The 15,544-nt window shown below is 40.6% G+C and carries 13 protein-coding genes and 1 pseudogene; 9 read left to right on the top strand and 5 right to left on the bottom strand.

Going from position 1 to position 15,544, the window contains the following annotated elements; translation table 11 throughout:
* Window positions 1-268 precede the first annotated feature (268 nt).
* The 9 genes and pseudogenes from glyA (at window position 269) to ACRWQL_RS05150 (ending at window position 7,782) form a co-directional block, all read left to right on the top strand.
* Window positions 269-1,522, top strand: a complete 1,254-nt coding sequence (gene glyA, locus ACRWQL_RS05190; RefSeq protein WP_434952660.1) for a serine hydroxymethyltransferase — start codon at window positions 269-271, stop codon at window positions 1,520-1,522.
* A gap of 127 nt (window positions 1,523-1,649) precedes the next feature.
* The gene (gene nrdR / locus ACRWQL_RS05185; protein ID WP_188840605.1) at window positions 1,650-2,099 is read left to right on the top strand and encodes a transcriptional regulator NrdR; all 450 of its coding nucleotides are present in this window, start codon (window positions 1,650-1,652) and stop codon (window positions 2,097-2,099) included.
* A 28-nt stretch (window positions 2,100-2,127) separates the two neighbouring features.
* Window positions 2,128-3,264, top strand: coding sequence for a bifunctional diaminohydroxyphosphoribosylaminopyrimidine deaminase/5-amino-6-(5-phosphoribosylamino)uracil reductase RibD (ribD, locus tag ACRWQL_RS05180; RefSeq protein ID WP_434952659.1), 1,137 nt, complete (start codon window positions 2,128-2,130; stop codon window positions 3,262-3,264).
* Window positions 3,265-3,321: 57 nt separating this feature from the next.
* Window positions 3,322-3,978 carry a riboflavin synthase gene (locus ACRWQL_RS05175; RefSeq protein WP_434952658.1) on the top strand — a complete coding sequence of 219 codons (657 nt, stop codon included), beginning with the start codon at window positions 3,322-3,324 and terminating at the stop codon, window positions 3,976-3,978.
* 146 nt (window positions 3,979-4,124) lie between these two features.
* Window positions 4,125-5,228 carry a bifunctional 3,4-dihydroxy-2-butanone-4-phosphate synthase/GTP cyclohydrolase II gene (ribBA, locus tag ACRWQL_RS05170; RefSeq protein WP_226410670.1) on the top strand — a complete coding sequence of 368 codons (1,104 nt, stop codon included), beginning with the start codon at window positions 4,125-4,127 and terminating at the stop codon, window positions 5,226-5,228.
* A gap of 122 nt (window positions 5,229-5,350) precedes the next feature.
* Complete coding sequence (gene ribH / locus ACRWQL_RS05165; protein WP_226410669.1) at window positions 5,351-5,830, top strand: 6,7-dimethyl-8-ribityllumazine synthase; 480 nt, start codon at window positions 5,351-5,353, stop codon at window positions 5,828-5,830.
* Between the two features lie 11 nt (window positions 5,831-5,841).
* Complete coding sequence (gene nusB / locus ACRWQL_RS05160) at window positions 5,842-6,246, top strand: transcription antitermination factor NusB (protein WP_226410668.1); 405 nt, start codon at window positions 5,842-5,844, stop codon at window positions 6,244-6,246.
* A gap of 86 nt (window positions 6,247-6,332) precedes the next feature.
* Window positions 6,333-7,288 (top strand): annotated as a pseudogene (gene thiL, locus ACRWQL_RS05155) (thiamine-phosphate kinase).
* Window positions 7,288-7,782, top strand: a complete 495-nt coding sequence (locus ACRWQL_RS05150; RefSeq protein WP_434940297.1) for a phosphatidylglycerophosphatase A family protein — start codon at window positions 7,288-7,290, stop codon at window positions 7,780-7,782. Before thiL ends, ACRWQL_RS05150 begins: the two are co-directional and overlap by 1 nt.
* A gap of 7 nt (window positions 7,783-7,789) precedes the next feature.
* Here the strand turns inward: ACRWQL_RS05150 and ACRWQL_RS05145 are convergent, their stop codons facing one another.
* From ACRWQL_RS05145 to barA, 5 genes are all read right to left on the bottom strand, one after another.
* Window positions 7,790-8,959 (bottom strand): hypothetical protein, encoded by a 1,170-nt coding sequence (locus ACRWQL_RS05145; protein ID WP_434952657.1) that lies wholly within the window; start codon window positions 8,957-8,959, stop codon window positions 7,790-7,792.
* 97 nt (window positions 8,960-9,056) lie between these two features.
* Window positions 9,057-10,715, bottom strand: a complete 1,659-nt coding sequence (gene recN, locus ACRWQL_RS05140; protein WP_434930257.1) for a DNA repair protein RecN — start codon at window positions 10,713-10,715, stop codon at window positions 9,057-9,059.
* Between the two features lie 128 nt (window positions 10,716-10,843).
* A complete protein-coding gene (locus ACRWQL_RS05135) occupies window positions 10,844-11,812 on the bottom strand; it encodes an AEC family transporter (RefSeq protein WP_434952656.1) in 969 nt (322 codons plus the stop codon).
* A 206-nt stretch (window positions 11,813-12,018) separates the two neighbouring features.
* Complete coding sequence (locus tag ACRWQL_RS05130; protein WP_434940301.1) at window positions 12,019-12,615, bottom strand: YjaG family protein; 597 nt, start codon at window positions 12,613-12,615, stop codon at window positions 12,019-12,021.
* The gene (barA, locus tag ACRWQL_RS05125; protein ID WP_434940302.1) at window positions 12,605-15,475 is read right to left on the bottom strand and encodes a two-component sensor histidine kinase BarA; all 2,871 of its coding nucleotides are present in this window, start codon (window positions 15,473-15,475) and stop codon (window positions 12,605-12,607) included. Before barA ends, ACRWQL_RS05130 begins: the two co-directional genes overlap by 11 nt.
* Window positions 15,476-15,544: the final 69 nt, after the last annotated feature.

Raw genomic sequence — 15,544 nt, 5'->3', positions numbered from 1 at the left:
TTACCTGCTAAATATAAGCATTTAGAGTCGTAAAAATAGAACAGTGTTTTTGGTGACTGTTTTACGCATTTTGCAGCTTAAAAAAATGTTTAAATTGCCTAGGTGGAAAAAGTTACCGATTGTAAATTAAGGTGATTTTTAATTTCGCATGAGATTTTCTATTGTTGTTTAGTAACTAAATTCATACTGTAAAGGCTGGGATTGTTTGCATTTGCAGAGTAGAATACCGCGCAACCCTACTAATATAAAACCTACCGTTGGAGTTACCATGCTTAAGAAAGCGATGAATATAGCGGATTACGATCCAGAATTATTTAAAGCCATTGAAGATGAAACTTGTCGCCAAGAAGAGCACATCGAGTTAATAGCATCTGAAAACTATACCAGTCCACGTGTTATGGAAGCTCAAGGTTCACAGTTAACCAATAAGTATGCTGAAGGCTATCCAGGTAAGCGTTACTACGGTGGTTGTGAGTATGTTGATGTTGTTGAAACCTTAGCCATTGAACGTGCTAAAGAGTTATTTGGCGCAACATACGCCAACGTACAACCGCATTCAGGATCACAAGCAAACAGTGCAGTATTTATGGCGTTGTTGAAGCCTGGCGACACTGTACTTGGTATGAATTTAGCTCACGGCGGTCATTTAACCCACGGTTCACCAGTTAACTTTTCCGGTAAATTATATAACATCATTCCTTATGGTATTGATGAGTCGGGCAAAATCGATTATGACGAAATGGAACGTTTAGCGGTAGAGCATAAACCCAAGATGATGATTGGTGGCTTCTCTGCTTATTCTGGTATTGTTGACTGGGCCAGAATGCGTGAAATAGCGGATAAAATTGGCGCATACTTTTTTGTGGATATGGCGCACGTTGCGGGCCTTATTGCTGCAGGTGTTTATCCAACTCCAGTACCTCATGCACATGTTGTTACTTCTACAACGCATAAAACATTAGCTGGCCCACGTGGCGGTATCATTATTTCTGCAGCTAATGATGAAGACTTATACAAAAAATTAAACTCTGCAGTGTTTCCTGGTGGCCAAGGCGGCCCATTAATGCATGTTATTGCAGGTAAAGCGGTTGCGTTTAAAGAAGCACTAGAGCCTGAGTTCAAAGTTTACCAACAACAAGTTGTTAAAAACGCTAAAGCAATGGTTGAAGTATTTTTAGCGCGCGGATACAAAATTGTGTCTGGCGGTACTGAAAACCACTTAATGCTTGTTGATTTAATCGGTCGCGATTTAACCGGTAAAGAAGCTGATGCAGCGTTAGGTAGTGCCAATATCACGGTTAATAAAAACTCAGTACCTGATGATCCACGTTCACCATTTGTCACTTCAGGTGTTCGTATTGGTACCCCTGCTATTACTCGCCGTGGCTTTAAAGAAGCTGAAGCGAAGCAATTAACGGGTTGGATTTGTGACATTTTAGATGACGCACAAAACCAAGCTGTGATTGATAGCGTAAAAGGTCAAGTGTTGGCCTTATGCGCTAAGTTCCCTGTTTACGGATAATTCCTGCTGCACGGAATATCCTTTCATCACTAATGCTATCCCTAAAGGTTAGCTTAACCTTGATGAGTAAATAGGATAAACTTTAATGGCCACTAATTTTAGTGGCCATTTTATTTTCGGAGGTTCAATGCATTGTCCATTTTGTAGCGCGACTGATACTAAAGTTATCGATTCACGTTTAGTGGCAGATGGCCACCAAGTTCGCCGTCGCCGTGAATGCACTGAATGCCATGAACGTTTTACAACCTTTGAAGGTGCAGAGCTAGTCATGCCTAGGGTGATAAAACGCGATGGCAGCCGCCAACCTTTTGATGAAGAAAAACTTCGCGGTGGTATGTTACGTGCGGTGGAAAAACGTCCAGTATCTATGGATGAAATCGAACAAGCAATTACTAAAATTAAGTCCACATTACGCGCGACAGGTGAGCGTGAAATTGATTCTGAGATGATAGGTAATTTAATGATGGATCAATTAATGAGCCTAGATAAAGTCGCCTATATTCGATTTGCCTCTGTTTATCGTGCTTTTGAAGATGTGTCACAATTTGGCGAAGCGATTGCTAAATTGCAAAAATAAACTTCCCCTAGGACTTGAGTAACTTTTTATGACTAGCTTTAGTGTATTTGATACCCAAATGATGGGTCGTGCGATCCAGCTGGCGCGAAAAGGTCTTTATACTACGCGCCCCAATCCATCTGTTGGCTGCGTACTTGTCCAAGACTCAATTATTATTGGTGAAGGTTATCATCAAGTTGCGGGTCAAGGACATGCTGAGGTCAATGCATTGGCTGATGCCGCTAAACAAGGACATTCTACCGTTGGCGCTACAGCCTATGTGACTTTAGAGCCTTGTAGTCATTATGGACGTACTCCGCCCTGCGCCTTAGGGTTAATTAATGCCCAGGTTGCTAGAGTCGTTATTGCAGTGAAAGACGCTAACCCTCAAGTAGCCGATAACGGTATTGCCATGTTGCAAGATGCAGGTATTCAAGTTGAGGTTGGTTTATTAGCCGCTGAAGCTTTGACGTTAAACCTAGGGTTTATGAAGCGGATGAAAACCGGTTTGCCTTGGGTTACGGTAAAAGTTGCCGCCAGTTTAGATGGCAAAACTGCCTTGTCTAATGGTGTTTCTAAATGGATTACCGGTCCCGCAGCAAGACAAGATGTGCAACGAATGCGTGCCCGCCATTGCGCGTTAATCACGGGCGTTGAAACTATTATTGCAGATGATCCTAGCTTAAATGTGCGTTATGAAGAACTTGGCAGCTTGAAAAGTTCGCTTTCACCCACATCTCTACAGCAGCCATTAAGAGTCGTGTTAGATTCCCAAGCCCGATTAACCGCAGATTTTATGCTTTTCAGTATTGAAACACCGATTCTATTAGTTTCAACCTGTGGCTACTCTGATGCTGTACAAGCACTTTTTCCTAACCATGTTAGTTTGCTGCAGGTAAAAGCAAATAGTGCAGGGCGTGTGTGTCTTAATATCTTGTTGAAATATTTGGGCGAAAGTTGTAACTCAGTGATGGTTGAGGCGGGTGCGACACTTTCTGGCAGTTTTATTGAGCATAATCTGGTCGATGAACTGGTTTTATACCAAGCGCCTAAGTTATTAGGCAGTGAAGGCCGCAACATGCTGACCTTAACTGATTATCAATCAATGGATCAAATACCTAAAATAGTATTAAAAGATCAACGAAATGTCGGCCAAGACACACGATTTGTATTTGGTTTAAGCTAAAATATCTCATCATTAATGTTCAATTCTGTTGGGCAGAAATAGGAAAAGTGACTCTCTATGTTTACAGGCATTATTGAAGCCCTAGGCACCTTGCGCAAAATTGAGCGCAAAGGTAACGATATTCGGTTAACTGTGGCTAGCGGTAAACTCGATTTATCCGATGTAAAATTAGGCGACAGCATTGCCACAAACGGCGTCTGTTTGACCGTAGTACAATGTTTAGCTGATGGCTATGTTGCCGATGTTTCTGCTGAAACGGTTACTTTAACAGGATTTGCACATTACCAGGTTGGCCAGAAAGTTAACTTAGAAAAGGCAGTGACAGCAACAACGCGTTTAGGTGGCCATATGGTCAGCGGCCATGTTGACGGTATCGCTAAAGTTGATGGGCGTCAGTATCGCGGACAAGCGATTGAGTTTTGGTTGTCAGCTCCTGCTGATTTAGCTAAATACATTGCCCACAAAGGTTCAATTACCATAGATGGTGTGAGCTTGACCGTAAATGAGGTTAAAGGTCATCAATTTAGACTTACTATTGTGCCGCACACGGCAAGCGAAACGACCTTAACCGAATTAAAAGCAGGCGCTAACGTAAATATTGAAGTGGACTTAATTGCCCGATATCTTGAACGATTAATGCAGCCGCAGGATGATCAGCAACCTAAATCAGGTGTCACTCTGTCCATGTTAGCCAATGCTGGCTATATGAAATAGTCCGTTGAATTTTATCAGAAAGTGCTTTGAGCTTTATAAGAACCTATTCTACGCTTTATAGAACAGTATTTTGACTCATGTTTTTGCTTTGAATATATTGAGCTGAGCATAAATAATCACCCTAAATAACAAATAAAGGTCCCTACATGGCTTTACACAGTATAGAAGAAATCATCGAAGACATTCGTCTCGGTAAAATGGTTATCTTAATGGATGACGAAGACCGTGAAAATGAAGGCGATCTGATCATGGCAGCCGATTGTGTCACGCCTGAAGCCATCAATTTCATGGCCACTTTCGGCCGTGGCCTAATTTGTCAAACAATGACAAAAGCACGCTGTCAGCAGCTAAATTTGCCTTTAATGGTGACCAACAATAACGCTCAATTCTCAACTAATTTTACCGTATCTATTGAAGCGGCTGAAGGTGTTACCACAGGGATTTCTGCCCACGACAGAGCGGTAACTGTAAAAGCTGCTGTGGCCAAAAACGCCAAAGCATCAGATTTAGTTCAACCAGGGCATATATTTCCTTTGATGGCACAGGATGGTGGCGTATTGATCCGCGCAGGTCATACTGAAGCGGGTTGTGATTTAGCCCGTCTTGCCGGGTTTGAGCCGTCAGGTGTTATTGTTGAAATTTTGAATGAAGACGGCACTATGGCTCGCTGTCCTGATTTAGAAGTATTTAGTGAGAAGCACGGTATTAAAATTGGCACAATTGCCGATTTAATTGAGTATCGTAATAACAAAGAAACCACCGTTGTACGTGAAGCAAAATGTAAATTACCGACTCGTTTTGGCGAGTTCGACATGGTGACATTTAGAGACACTATCGATAACCAACTCCATTATGCTTTGATCAAAGGCAATGTGGGTGATAACACACTCGTACGTGTCCATTTACAAAATACTTTCAATGATTTATTGCATTCAGAACGCGATCAAAAACGCAGCTGGCCGCTTGAAAAAGCGATGGCGCGAATCGCCGAGCAAGGTGGTGTATTAGTGTTACTTGGAAATCAAGAACACACCAGCAGCATGCTTGCTAAAGTGAAGTCATTTGAAGCTGAGGATAATGGTCAAGCAATGGCCCCGGCTCCGTGGCAAGGTACGTCACGTCGTGTTGGAGTCGGGTCACAAATTTTATCAAGCCTTGGTGTCACCAGTATGCGCTTGTTGAGTTCGCCTAAGCAGTATCATTCTTTGTCGGGTTTCGGCTTGGAAGTAACTGAATATATTTCGGAATAAATTGTTAATAAATTCAATTTAAAATTTTCAATAATTGCATTGCGCTCAGAGTGGTCGGCTGTGTTATCATACCGCCTCTTTCGCCCAGGCTGGGTGCTTTAGCTAAATTAGGTAAGATAAAAATGAACATAGTTCAAGGTAATATCGAAGCGAAAAATGCAAAAGTGGCGATCGTAGTATCGCGTTTCAATAGCTTTGTTGTTGAAAGTCTGCTAAGTGGCGCACTAGATACTTTAAAACGTTTTGGCCAGGTTCCAGATGAAAACATTACTGTTGTGCGCGTACCTGGCGCCGTAGAATTACCACTAGCTGCTCGTCGAGTTGCTGCAAGTGGAAAGTTTGATGGCATTATCTCACTTGGTGCTGTGATCCGCGGTGGAACACCTCATTTTGATATGGTTGCCGGTGAATGTAATAAGGGACTTGCTCAAGTAGCATTAGAGTACGACATCCCCGTTTCTTTTGGTGTGTTAACAACTGATACCATTGAGCAAGCCATTGAGCGCTCAGGTACAAAAGCGGGCAATAAAGGCGGCGAAGCTGCATTAAGCTTGCTTGAAATGGTTAACGTGCTTCAAGAGTTAGAAAAACAGTTGGTATAGTAGGAAATTTAATGAAGCCTTCAGAGCGCCGCAAGGCACGCCGTTTAGCCGTTCAAGCTATTTATTCATGGCAGCTAACAGACAACAATGTTGCTGATGTTGAACATGAGTTTTTAACCGAACAAAGTTTAGACGGTGTTGATGTTGCTTATTTTCGTGAGCTTTTAGCGGGCGTTACAGCTAAAGTCGCTCAGATAGATGAATTACTAAAACCACACTTAGACCGTGATTTTAGTGAAGTATCACCGGTTGAAAAAGCCATAGTACGTTTAGCAACATTTGAGCTGACCTTCAAAAAAGATGTCCCTTTTAAGGTTGCCATCAATGAAGGTATCGAACTTGCTAAAGCTTTTGGAGCTGATGATAGTCACAAGTTCGTCAACGGTTTGTTAGATAAAATCGTTAGAAATAAGTAATCCTAGAAACGGTATCTTCGGATACCGTTTTTTTTGTATTAACATGCTTAAAAATAAGGTGGGCGGGTTTTCCGACCAGTGCTAGCGTGAAAGAATTCCAACTTATTGAACAATTTTTTAAAAACCGTGGACAAAAGCGTCGTGATGTCATCTTAGGCATTGGCGATGATTGTGCTTTGGTACAGCCCGCCGAAGGTAAGGTGGTTGCTATTTCATGCGATACCTTAGTTGAAGGGGTGCATTTTTTTGCTGATATGCCAGCACATGCTCTTGGCTATAAATCACTGGCAGTGAATTTGTCTGATTTAGCTGCCATGGGAGCTGAGCCTGCCTGGATGACATTAGCGCTATCTTTACCTGAGGTCGATACCCAATGGCTTGCTGATTTTAGTAATGGATTATTTGAAATCGCAGACTACTATAGTGTTGCTTTAGTGGGGGGCGATACCACTCGAGGACCCCGCTGTATAAATCTGACCATTAATGGGCAAATTCCCAAAGGTAAATCGTTAAAGCGCAGCGGTGCAAAAGTCGGTGACTGGATATATGTGACCGGAACTTTAGGGGATTCAGCCCTTGGACTCGATATGCTGCGGGGAGTGCAAGCGGTTAAGCCAGAGTATAAAGAATATTTACTGAACCGACATTATTATCCCACCCCAAGGGTGCTAGCAGGACAAGCGTTACGTGGTCTTGCATCTAGTGCGATTGATTTATCTGACGGTTTAGTCTCAGATCTGTCCCATATTCTTAAAGCATCTAATGTAGGTGCGACTATTAATGCTAATGCAATTCCATTGTCTAGCTCACTAAAAAACAGCGTGACAGCTGAACAAGCTCTAGCCTATGCTCTAACTGGGGGGAAGATTATGAGCTATTATTCACCGTACCCGAGTCACAGCGTGGCGCAATAGATACCGCCTTAATTCATTCGGGGGTGAAGTTTGTTAACGTTGGTCAGATTTGTTCTGGTGATAAAGTCAAATTCACTTTAGACGGCCAGCCCTTCATGCCAGAGTTTAAAGGTTTCGAGCATTTTTAATGAAGTTATTCTCTCAAGACCCGGCGGTGAAACGTTTACGTCTATCTAATCCTATTCACTTCCTTGCTCTGGGTTTTGGCAGCGGCTTAGCGGCTAAAGCCCCTGGCACCTTCGGCACTATTGCAGCCATACCTTTATATCTATTAATGAGTCACTTAAGTCTGCCAATATATTTAGCTTTGACGCTATTAATCGTGCTGGTGGGTTTTTATATTTGCGATAAGGCAGCAAGTGATATGCAAGTGCATGATCATGGAGCTATTGTGTGGGATGAAGTGGCAGGTTTACTTATCACGTTAATTGCAGCTCCAGCAGGATGGATATGGTTATTAGTCGGTTTTGGTTTTTTCCGGTTCTTTGACATCCTCAAACCCTGGCCAATCAGGTGGTTAGATGCCAAAGTACATGGTGGCTTTGGCATTATGATTGATGATGTTTTAGCAGGTGTTTTTGCATTTATGTGTTTGCAGGCATGTGCTTATTTTTTCGGATAATACAACTTTAACGTTTTTTGCTCTCTTTTCTAAGTTGTATTGATTGTTTTTGTAATTGTGTTATTTTCTCCGATTGCTCAAAGTATTTAACCATATCCGTGTTTAAACAGCTGATCACTTTACCTATTGGATTATATTTCATCGCCCAAATTTTTTCTATCGTTGAGTCATAGTCACAATACGCAAAACTCTGCTCGTTCTGCTCATCCTTTGCTTTTAATTCAGCCATTGAATCTCTCACCATAGCTTTACTTAATTGATTTTTGATGACTTGTTGGTATTGATTCATGACCCTTTCGGCATTCATGTTAAGGCTGTCATTTAACTTGAAAAAAAGGCTAATAAGCCATTGTTGATAATAGTTAATATCAGATAAAGGGTAGGTATTACTCAGCATTTCAATCATCACAGCTTTTACAAATAGATATTCTGCTGCAAATACTCTTTGAATACTTTCCTCTGACAGTTTACTGCTAAGTTTCCACGCTGCAGGGTAAGTGCCATTAAGAGGTGCTTCTGCAGCAAGTATTTTCACTCCCCAGGCTAGGTTTTTTTGCATTTTACTGCCCGCTAAAGAGAAGGTTGCAAGGTCGCTTGATGAATGAAAAATATTGTTCCAAAATCGATAATCAGCATCAATAAAGTCATTAATAAAACTAGGGCTGCCAGTGCGTGAACTCAATAATGCATTTAGCTCAGCAAGCATCTGAATATTAGATAAGTTAGTGAAATTAATTTGTGGTCTATCTGCTGAGTTATCTAGACTTTCATGCCACAAAGGCAACGTAATAATCTGTTGATATTGATTAATTAAATCAACATGACTTGTCAGCATAAACTTAATATCTACTAAGTTACCCGCTATAAAATTATGACAATTTTCAATTAATTCTTTATGGCAGGTTTGTTGATATTGTTGCAGCAATAAGTGCTGCATATCTGACAAAGGAAGGATTAAAGGGGCTTGCTGTGTACCTACTATCTGCTGCGCTAATACAAAAGCGTTCTGACTTTCATTAACCGTTTCAAGTTGAGCCCACTTTTCCAATTGTTGAGTATTCACCGACAAGTAGCGGTCTTCAATATTAATATAAACTAAAACAGCAAAGATAAGAGCCAGCAAAAATATGATTGAAGCTATACTATAGACGGCTATTTTAAGTATTGACTTAAGCATTCTTACCCTTGATTTTATTATACTTTTAATTCAGGCCCTATTTCGTTGATCATTATAGTGAATTTAGGGAAAGCCCATATTAGTGGTATTTAACTCTTTATTGCAACAGTTCTCTGGCATTCGCTAGGGTGTTTTCAGTGATAATATCGCCACCTAATAAACGGGCTAATTCGTTTATGCGCTGCTCTTTATCTAAATTTTGCATTGTCGTTTCAGTTTGCCCACCTTTGTTGAACTTGTTGACAAACATATGTTGATGACCATTACCAGCCACTTGCGGTAAATGGGTAACACAAAAGACTTGTGTTGAATCCCCTAAACTTCTTAACATTCGGCCAACCACTGCTGCAGTAGGTCCTGAAATACCCACATCTACCTCGTCAAATATTAATGTTGGGGTAGAGACTTTTTTAGCGGTAATAACTTGTATACCTAAGCCTATGCGCGATAGCTCGCCCCCAGAGGCCACTTTAGCAATCGGTTGTAATGGCTGTCCTGGATTGGTGCTAACTAAAAACTCCACTTGGTCACAACCCAAACTGTTACTCATTTCAGGGTTAAAGTTTACCGCAATATTAAATTGGCCTTTTGGCATGTTTAATTCATGGATTGAACGAGTGACTAATTTATCTAACTCTTTAGCATAGCGAGCCCGGCTTTGACTGAGCTTTTGGGCATGGGTTAAATAGGCCTCACGGCTGAAAGCTAACGCCTGTTTAATCTCATCTAATTTAGTTTCATCATCAGACAACCCAACCAGCTCAGCTTTTAGCTGTGCATGATGAGCTGATAAGTCTTCAGCACTCACATGATGCTTGCGTGAAAGTTGCATTGCAGTGGTTAAACGCTTCTCTAAATAGGTAAAGTGTTCAGGGTCTAATTCTAAACGGCTAAGATAGTCTTCAATTTCAACTGTGCTTTCTTGTATCTGAATTAATGCTTCATTAAGCATACTGGCTACAGGGGCTAACTTTTCATCCACGCTTTGTAAATTATCTGCTAAATGGATCACTTTATTTAGCAGTGATTCTATGTTGAATTCTTCACCTTCGGTCAGTAGATCTAAACTGGCCTGACAGGTTTCAATCAGTTCAGTACCATTAGCAAGGCGTTTATGTTCTTGTTCTATTTCAACAAATTCACCGTCAGCTAAATTAAATTCATCTAGTTCTTCAACTTGATATTGGAGTAACTGTTTGCGGGATATACGCTCATGTTGCGCATGTTCGAGCATTTTAAGCTCATTTTCGATCTGCTTATTACGTTGATAGCTGGCATGTACAGTGTCAATTAACAGCTTATGGTTGGCGTAGCTGTCTAGTAGGGTAAGTTGATGCTCACTTTTTAGCATTGCGTGGTGAGCATGCTGACCATGAATACCAATGAGTAATTGGCCTATGCTTTTAAGTTGGGCAATAGGTACTGGGTTGCCATTGATATAAGCTCGTGAGCGACCATCACTGTTAATGGTGCGGCGTAAAATGCAGTCATCTTCATTATCTAGGTCATTATCTTCTAACCAGCGCTTAGCTTGCGGCACATCATGCAATGTGAAGCGGGCACTGACTTCGGTTTTATTAGCTCCAGGTCTCACCGTATTGGCATCACTGCGGTTACCTAAACATAAACCAAGCGCATCAATAGCAATAGATTTACCTGCACCTGTCTCACCCGTTATGGTGGTCATACCGGCTTTAAAATCTAATTCTAAAAAACGTACAATAGCAAAATTGTTGATGCTGAGTTGGCAAAGCATAATGAATTCCTATCAATGAAACTATCAAACCACTGTATTGATAAACAGTATATACTGATTTTTTATACAGTAAAGTAGTAGCCAGAAAATTATCTTTGGTTATTTGTTAGACTATCTGAGTGTGTTAATTAACCATAAGATTTTAATAGAGTTTCTATTATAGGTAAGCTAACAAAGGTCATTAATGTGCCATATAGAATACCTTGTGCGCTGCTATTAGCATTTATTTGGTATCGTTCGGCCAATAAATAGACGCTTGCTGCCGTTGGCAAGGCGGCTAACAGGACTCCCATAGTCAGTAGTTCATGTTCTACGCTAAAGAGTTTCAGTAATCCAAAGGCAATAAAAGGTTGAATTATTAATTTGAGTAAGTTGATTAAACTTATTTCTGCAATCAGGCTAAGGCTGAATAGCTTTGACAAAGATTGATGCTGAAACGCTTTAGCAAGTACCATTCCTATGGCAAATAGTGCGCAAGGGCTAGAGGTACTACCTATTTGGTGCAGCACCAATGATAGGCTTTCGGGTAAGGTGATATGCAATGCCGATAAGCTTATACCTATCATGCTGCCTAGCACTATCGGATTTTTATATAATGCATTAGCCATAATGACGATAGCATGATCTGCGGACTGTTTGTCGCGGCTGGCAAGTTCGATAGAGACTAGTGCAAAGGCAAACATAAATACCGACAGCAGGCTGGCGATGGCTGCCGCGACTAATGCGATTTTGTTACCAGGAAATAACAGGCTTAGTAATGGAATACCAATGAATGCTGTATTGCCAAAGGTGGCATTTAATGCGCGCATAGCTGCAATAGCTTGCTGCTTAGGTTTGCGCCATAAGGATACGACTATCACGAGTGCGTAGGTGATGATCATCGCCAGGCTAAATCCACCTATAAATCCCCACTGAATAATATCTTCAATGCGCGTTTCAGCGAGCACAATCAATAAAATTGCTGGAAAGGCAATGTAGTAAACAAATTGATTGAGGATTAGATTGGTATCTGCTGGTAGAAATCTTAATTTTTGAACAATACCGCCGAGTAACATAATAATAAACACAGCGATCAGCGGGGTAAGAATACTGGACATCCCTCGCAATTCCTTAACAAAATAATAGTAAGTCTACTTTACTTTGTTTTAATAAGAGGATGCAATTAGGCTAAAGTTAAACACGTGTTTATTTATTCAGTTTTAGGTTTAATGTTACTGAAGAGCTTAAATTTACTGAAGATAGTGCGATAAAAGCCTGAATAATATCAGGCTTTTGAATATTTTTTAGTGATAGTAGGTTAGTACTACAGACTAATGCCAATATTAGATGCACCAGCTTCGATAATATCTTTACGTAAGCCTTTAACTAAGTCTGGATGAATATCTGGATTTGCTTCAATAATATCTAACAGCATATTTTGTAGCCCTTTTTCTTCTAGCATCACAGGATGGGCAAAAACATAATCATCTAATGCTTCATCCATTAAGTTCTCATCACTAAGGGCTTCAATATAGTTAGCCACAGTGCTGGAAGAAAGTTTGCTGATATTGATTATGTCATCTTCAATTTTATCCGCAATAGCACTCATTAAGGTTGAGATTGCTACCACAGCATCCATAGCCGGATAAACACCATAAGCTTCAAAATCGCTTGGGTCAGGGGTGTTTTCTTCTAATTTTTGTAAGTGAACATCTACATTGTATTTGTTTTTCTTGTCGTACTGGCTTTGCCATAGTAAGTCTAGAGCTGTTGATAAGACAGCTGGTTGGCCGAACTCGCATACCTCAGAAAATAGCTGGTAATTAGGTAGCATACGCTGGCATAAAGCGATAGCAAATAATTGTTTTTGAGGTAAAGATAACGCTTTTAAACGTTGAAAAAATCCAGGTTTATGAGTCATGCGTGATGTCCATCGATAACTGTTCTAATACTTGAGTTGCCGCTGATTCTACCTTAGTTAGCTCATCAAGTAACTCAAGTATTTCCGGTTCTAGCTCACTGGTCGAGGTTTTGTGCTTTAAAGCAGATTCTATTTCTTGGCAAAGCTTCTGGGTTGTCGGTACGCCACAATAGCAGCTTGCCCCATGCAGTTTATGGACTGCCTGTAGCATCTGTGCTTGATCCTGCTGTTGCAGTGCCAACTCAATTGTTGCGATTGTGCTGGGAATTGAGTCTACCAGCATCTGAAGCATTTCAAGTGCTAAGTCTGGTTTTTGGCTTGCTTGGCTTAAGCACAACTCCCAATTAAGGGTATGAAGCTCAAAATGGGTAAATTTAGGTTTGGCTACCCAACGATTAATCACTTTTCTTAACGATGATTCATCTATGGGTTTGGGCAAAAAGGCATCCATACCCGCAGCTAAAATATTTTCTCTTTCTTCTGCAATCGCATGGGCTGTGACTGCAATTATTGGCGTGTGGCGGTTCATTGATTCATGACGTATGCGTTTGGTTGCGGTAATGCCATCCATTCCCGGCATCTGAATATCCATAAAGATTAATTCAAAGCTTTTACTCCTCGCCAGTTTAATGGCTTCTTGACCATTTTTAGCTGTGGTGACGTTAACAACTAATTCTTGTAATAAAGTATCAATAAGCTTCAAGTTGGCAATATTATCATCTACAGCTAACACAGATACATTCAAACGTTCGATATTAGTGCCAGGTGCGATAGGCAATAACTGTTGTAATGCTTTAGGGGTCGGCGGGTAAATTAAATGCCTTGCTAATTCCATATCATTGATTGGAACGTTCAGGAGTAAGTCGCTGTTGGGTTTTAAATGCTGATTAATGATGTCTTGGTCTATGCAATCATGCAGTAAAATCAGACATTGAGTATGATTTTTCATGACCTGTAATTGTGAGCTAATGTGCTCAGGACTATCAAAACCATGACAGCTTGTTAAGATATAATCAAAATGGATATTTTTTTGTTCAAGGGTTGTATTGAGATGATCTAATTGTCCCACGCTGGTCAGTTTTAAATGCCACGATTCTAGGCGCCTATTCAAGGTGTCACGTGTCAGCTCTCTTGGTTCAAATAACAGGATAGATTTACCCTGCAGTACATCCATTGGTAATACTTCACCTATGTCAAATTGGCTTGTGCTAAGGGGTAAAATAAACCAGAAATTTGAGCCTTTATCTGGGCTTGAGGTGAATCCGATTTGACCGCCCATTTGGTTAATGAGGCGTTTGGTTATCACTAGACCTAATCCTGTTCCGCCAAAGCGGCGAGATATCGATGAATCTGCTTGGCCAAAAGCTTGGAATAGATATTCCTGCTGGCCTTCATTAATGCCAATACCTGTATCGATGACTTCACATCGCAGCGTCACAGTATCTTCATTATTACCAACAAGGGTAATTTTTAGTATTACACTACCTTGATCAGTAAATTTGATTGCATTGCCGACCAGGTTGGTAATAATTTGATTCACTCGCATTGCATCGCCGCTAACACTTTCCGGTACATTAGAATCAATATCAATAATAAGTTCTAAGCCTTTTTCCCTTGCGCTACCGGCGATAAGACTTAAGGTGTCAGCTAAGGTTTCACGTAATGCAAAAGGCATTTTTTCAAACACCATTTTACCCGCTTCAAGTTTAGAGAAATCAAGGATGTCATTAATGATCCCTAATAAATTACTGGCGCTTCGCTCAATTGTTTTAATGTAATCGAGTTGGCTCGAATGAAGCGGAGTTTTAATTAACTGTCTTGAAAATCCTATTACGCCATTGAGCGGGGTGCGTAGCTCGTGTGACATATTGGCTAAAAACTCAGATTTAATTCGACTGGCTTCTAGTGCACGTTTTTTAGCTAAATCTAGTTCAACGTTTTGAATTTCAATTTGCTCTAAGGTTTCCCGTAAATCTGAAGTTGCTTGATCAATATTTTGTTGCATCTCGTCATGATATTCAGACAAGGAGCCCGCCATGGCATTAATGCCTCGTTTAAGTAAGTCTAATTCACCAATCAAATTACCATCTAAGCGAGTATCAAGTTTTCCTTCGCGAATTTTTGCCACAACCCTGACCATTTCGGTAATGGGATGATTGACGTGTTTAACTAAGCGAAAGGTAAAGAATAGGTTAAACTGAACCCCGATTAACACAATAATAAACGCGGCAATGGCGGCCCTGTGTTGCTCTAATAGAGCATTTTCTTTATTGATTAATATCGCGATATAGCCAATAACTTGTTCTTGCTTACTGTTGTATATAGGTTTTGCCATACTTTGGCTATGAACCGTATTTTGTTGATTAAGGGAGTCAAGCGGATCTTTATTTGATTGCTTATTAATAAAAGTCAGTGGATTAAAATGCGTATTGGAAACAATAGGGCTACGAATGACTAAAATATCTTCCAAGGTATTAAACTCAGTCGCATCTAACTCAGACAATGGCTGCTGGGTGCGCATGACCTCGAAGTCTTTATGATAATGAGAGGTAACAAATAGTTGATTTTGGCTATCGAAAATCGCGATGGAAAGTATTAATGAGGCATTTTTCATTTGTGTTGCTGAAAGCAGTTTCTTTGTTGATTCTCTGTCTTCGGTGACAATACCAAACTCACTGGCTATGGCTAATGGCTCGATAATATTACTGCCTTTTGCCATGAGTGTGTCTTCAAGTTCATAAAAGCGGTTTATGGTGAAGTAACTTCCAAGTAGAATACCCACCACAATGGTAGGAGCCAATGCCAGTACCAGTACCCACGAACGAAGGCTATATTTAGTCATATTTTCGGTACTTTTCATGGTCTTGGTCGAGGTTCCTGCAATAATTTATTGATATTCAGTCTAGACTGCCAGAAAGCGCGCACTCTT

Origin of the sequence: Shewanella sp. HL-SH4 (genome assembly GCF_051164845.1) — a bacterium.
GTDB lineage: Bacteria > Pseudomonadota > Gammaproteobacteria > Enterobacterales > Shewanellaceae > Shewanella > Shewanella glacialimarina.
This window is presented reverse-complemented; position numbering and strand designations above follow the sequence as displayed.

Coding starts and splice junctions, on each gene's coding strand:
- glyA (WP_434952660.1), top strand. CDS start 269: ATGCTTAAGAAAGCGATGAATATAGCGGATTACGATCCAGAATTATTT.
- nrdR (WP_188840605.1), top strand. CDS start 1,650: ATGCATTGTCCATTTTGTAGCGCGACTGATACTAAAGTTATCGATTCA.
- ribD (WP_434952659.1), top strand. CDS start 2,128: ATGACTAGCTTTAGTGTATTTGATACCCAAATGATGGGTCGTGCGATC.
- ACRWQL_RS05175 (WP_434952658.1), top strand. CDS start 3,322: ATGTTTACAGGCATTATTGAAGCCCTAGGCACCTTGCGCAAAATTGAG.
- ribBA (WP_226410670.1), top strand. CDS start 4,125: ATGGCTTTACACAGTATAGAAGAAATCATCGAAGACATTCGTCTCGGT.
- ribH (WP_226410669.1), top strand. CDS start 5,351: ATGAACATAGTTCAAGGTAATATCGAAGCGAAAAATGCAAAAGTGGCG.
- nusB (WP_226410668.1), top strand. CDS start 5,842: ATGAAGCCTTCAGAGCGCCGCAAGGCACGCCGTTTAGCCGTTCAAGCT.
- ACRWQL_RS05150 (WP_434940297.1), top strand. CDS start 7,288: ATGAAGTTATTCTCTCAAGACCCGGCGGTGAAACGTTTACGTCTATCT.
- ACRWQL_RS05145 (WP_434952657.1), bottom strand. CDS start 8,959: ATGCTTAAGTCAATACTTAAAATAGCCGTCTATAGTATAGCTTCAATC.
- recN (WP_434930257.1), bottom strand. CDS start 10,715: ATGCTTTGCCAACTCAGCATCAACAATTTTGCTATTGTACGTTTTTTA.
- ACRWQL_RS05135 (WP_434952656.1), bottom strand. CDS start 11,812: ATGTCCAGTATTCTTACCCCGCTGATCGCTGTGTTTATTATTATGTTA.
- ACRWQL_RS05130 (WP_434940301.1), bottom strand. CDS start 12,615: ATGACTCATAAACCTGGATTTTTTCAACGTTTAAAAGCGTTATCTTTA.
- barA (WP_434940302.1), bottom strand. CDS start 15,475: ATGAAAAGTACCGAAAATATGACTAAATATAGCCTTCGTTCGTGGGTA.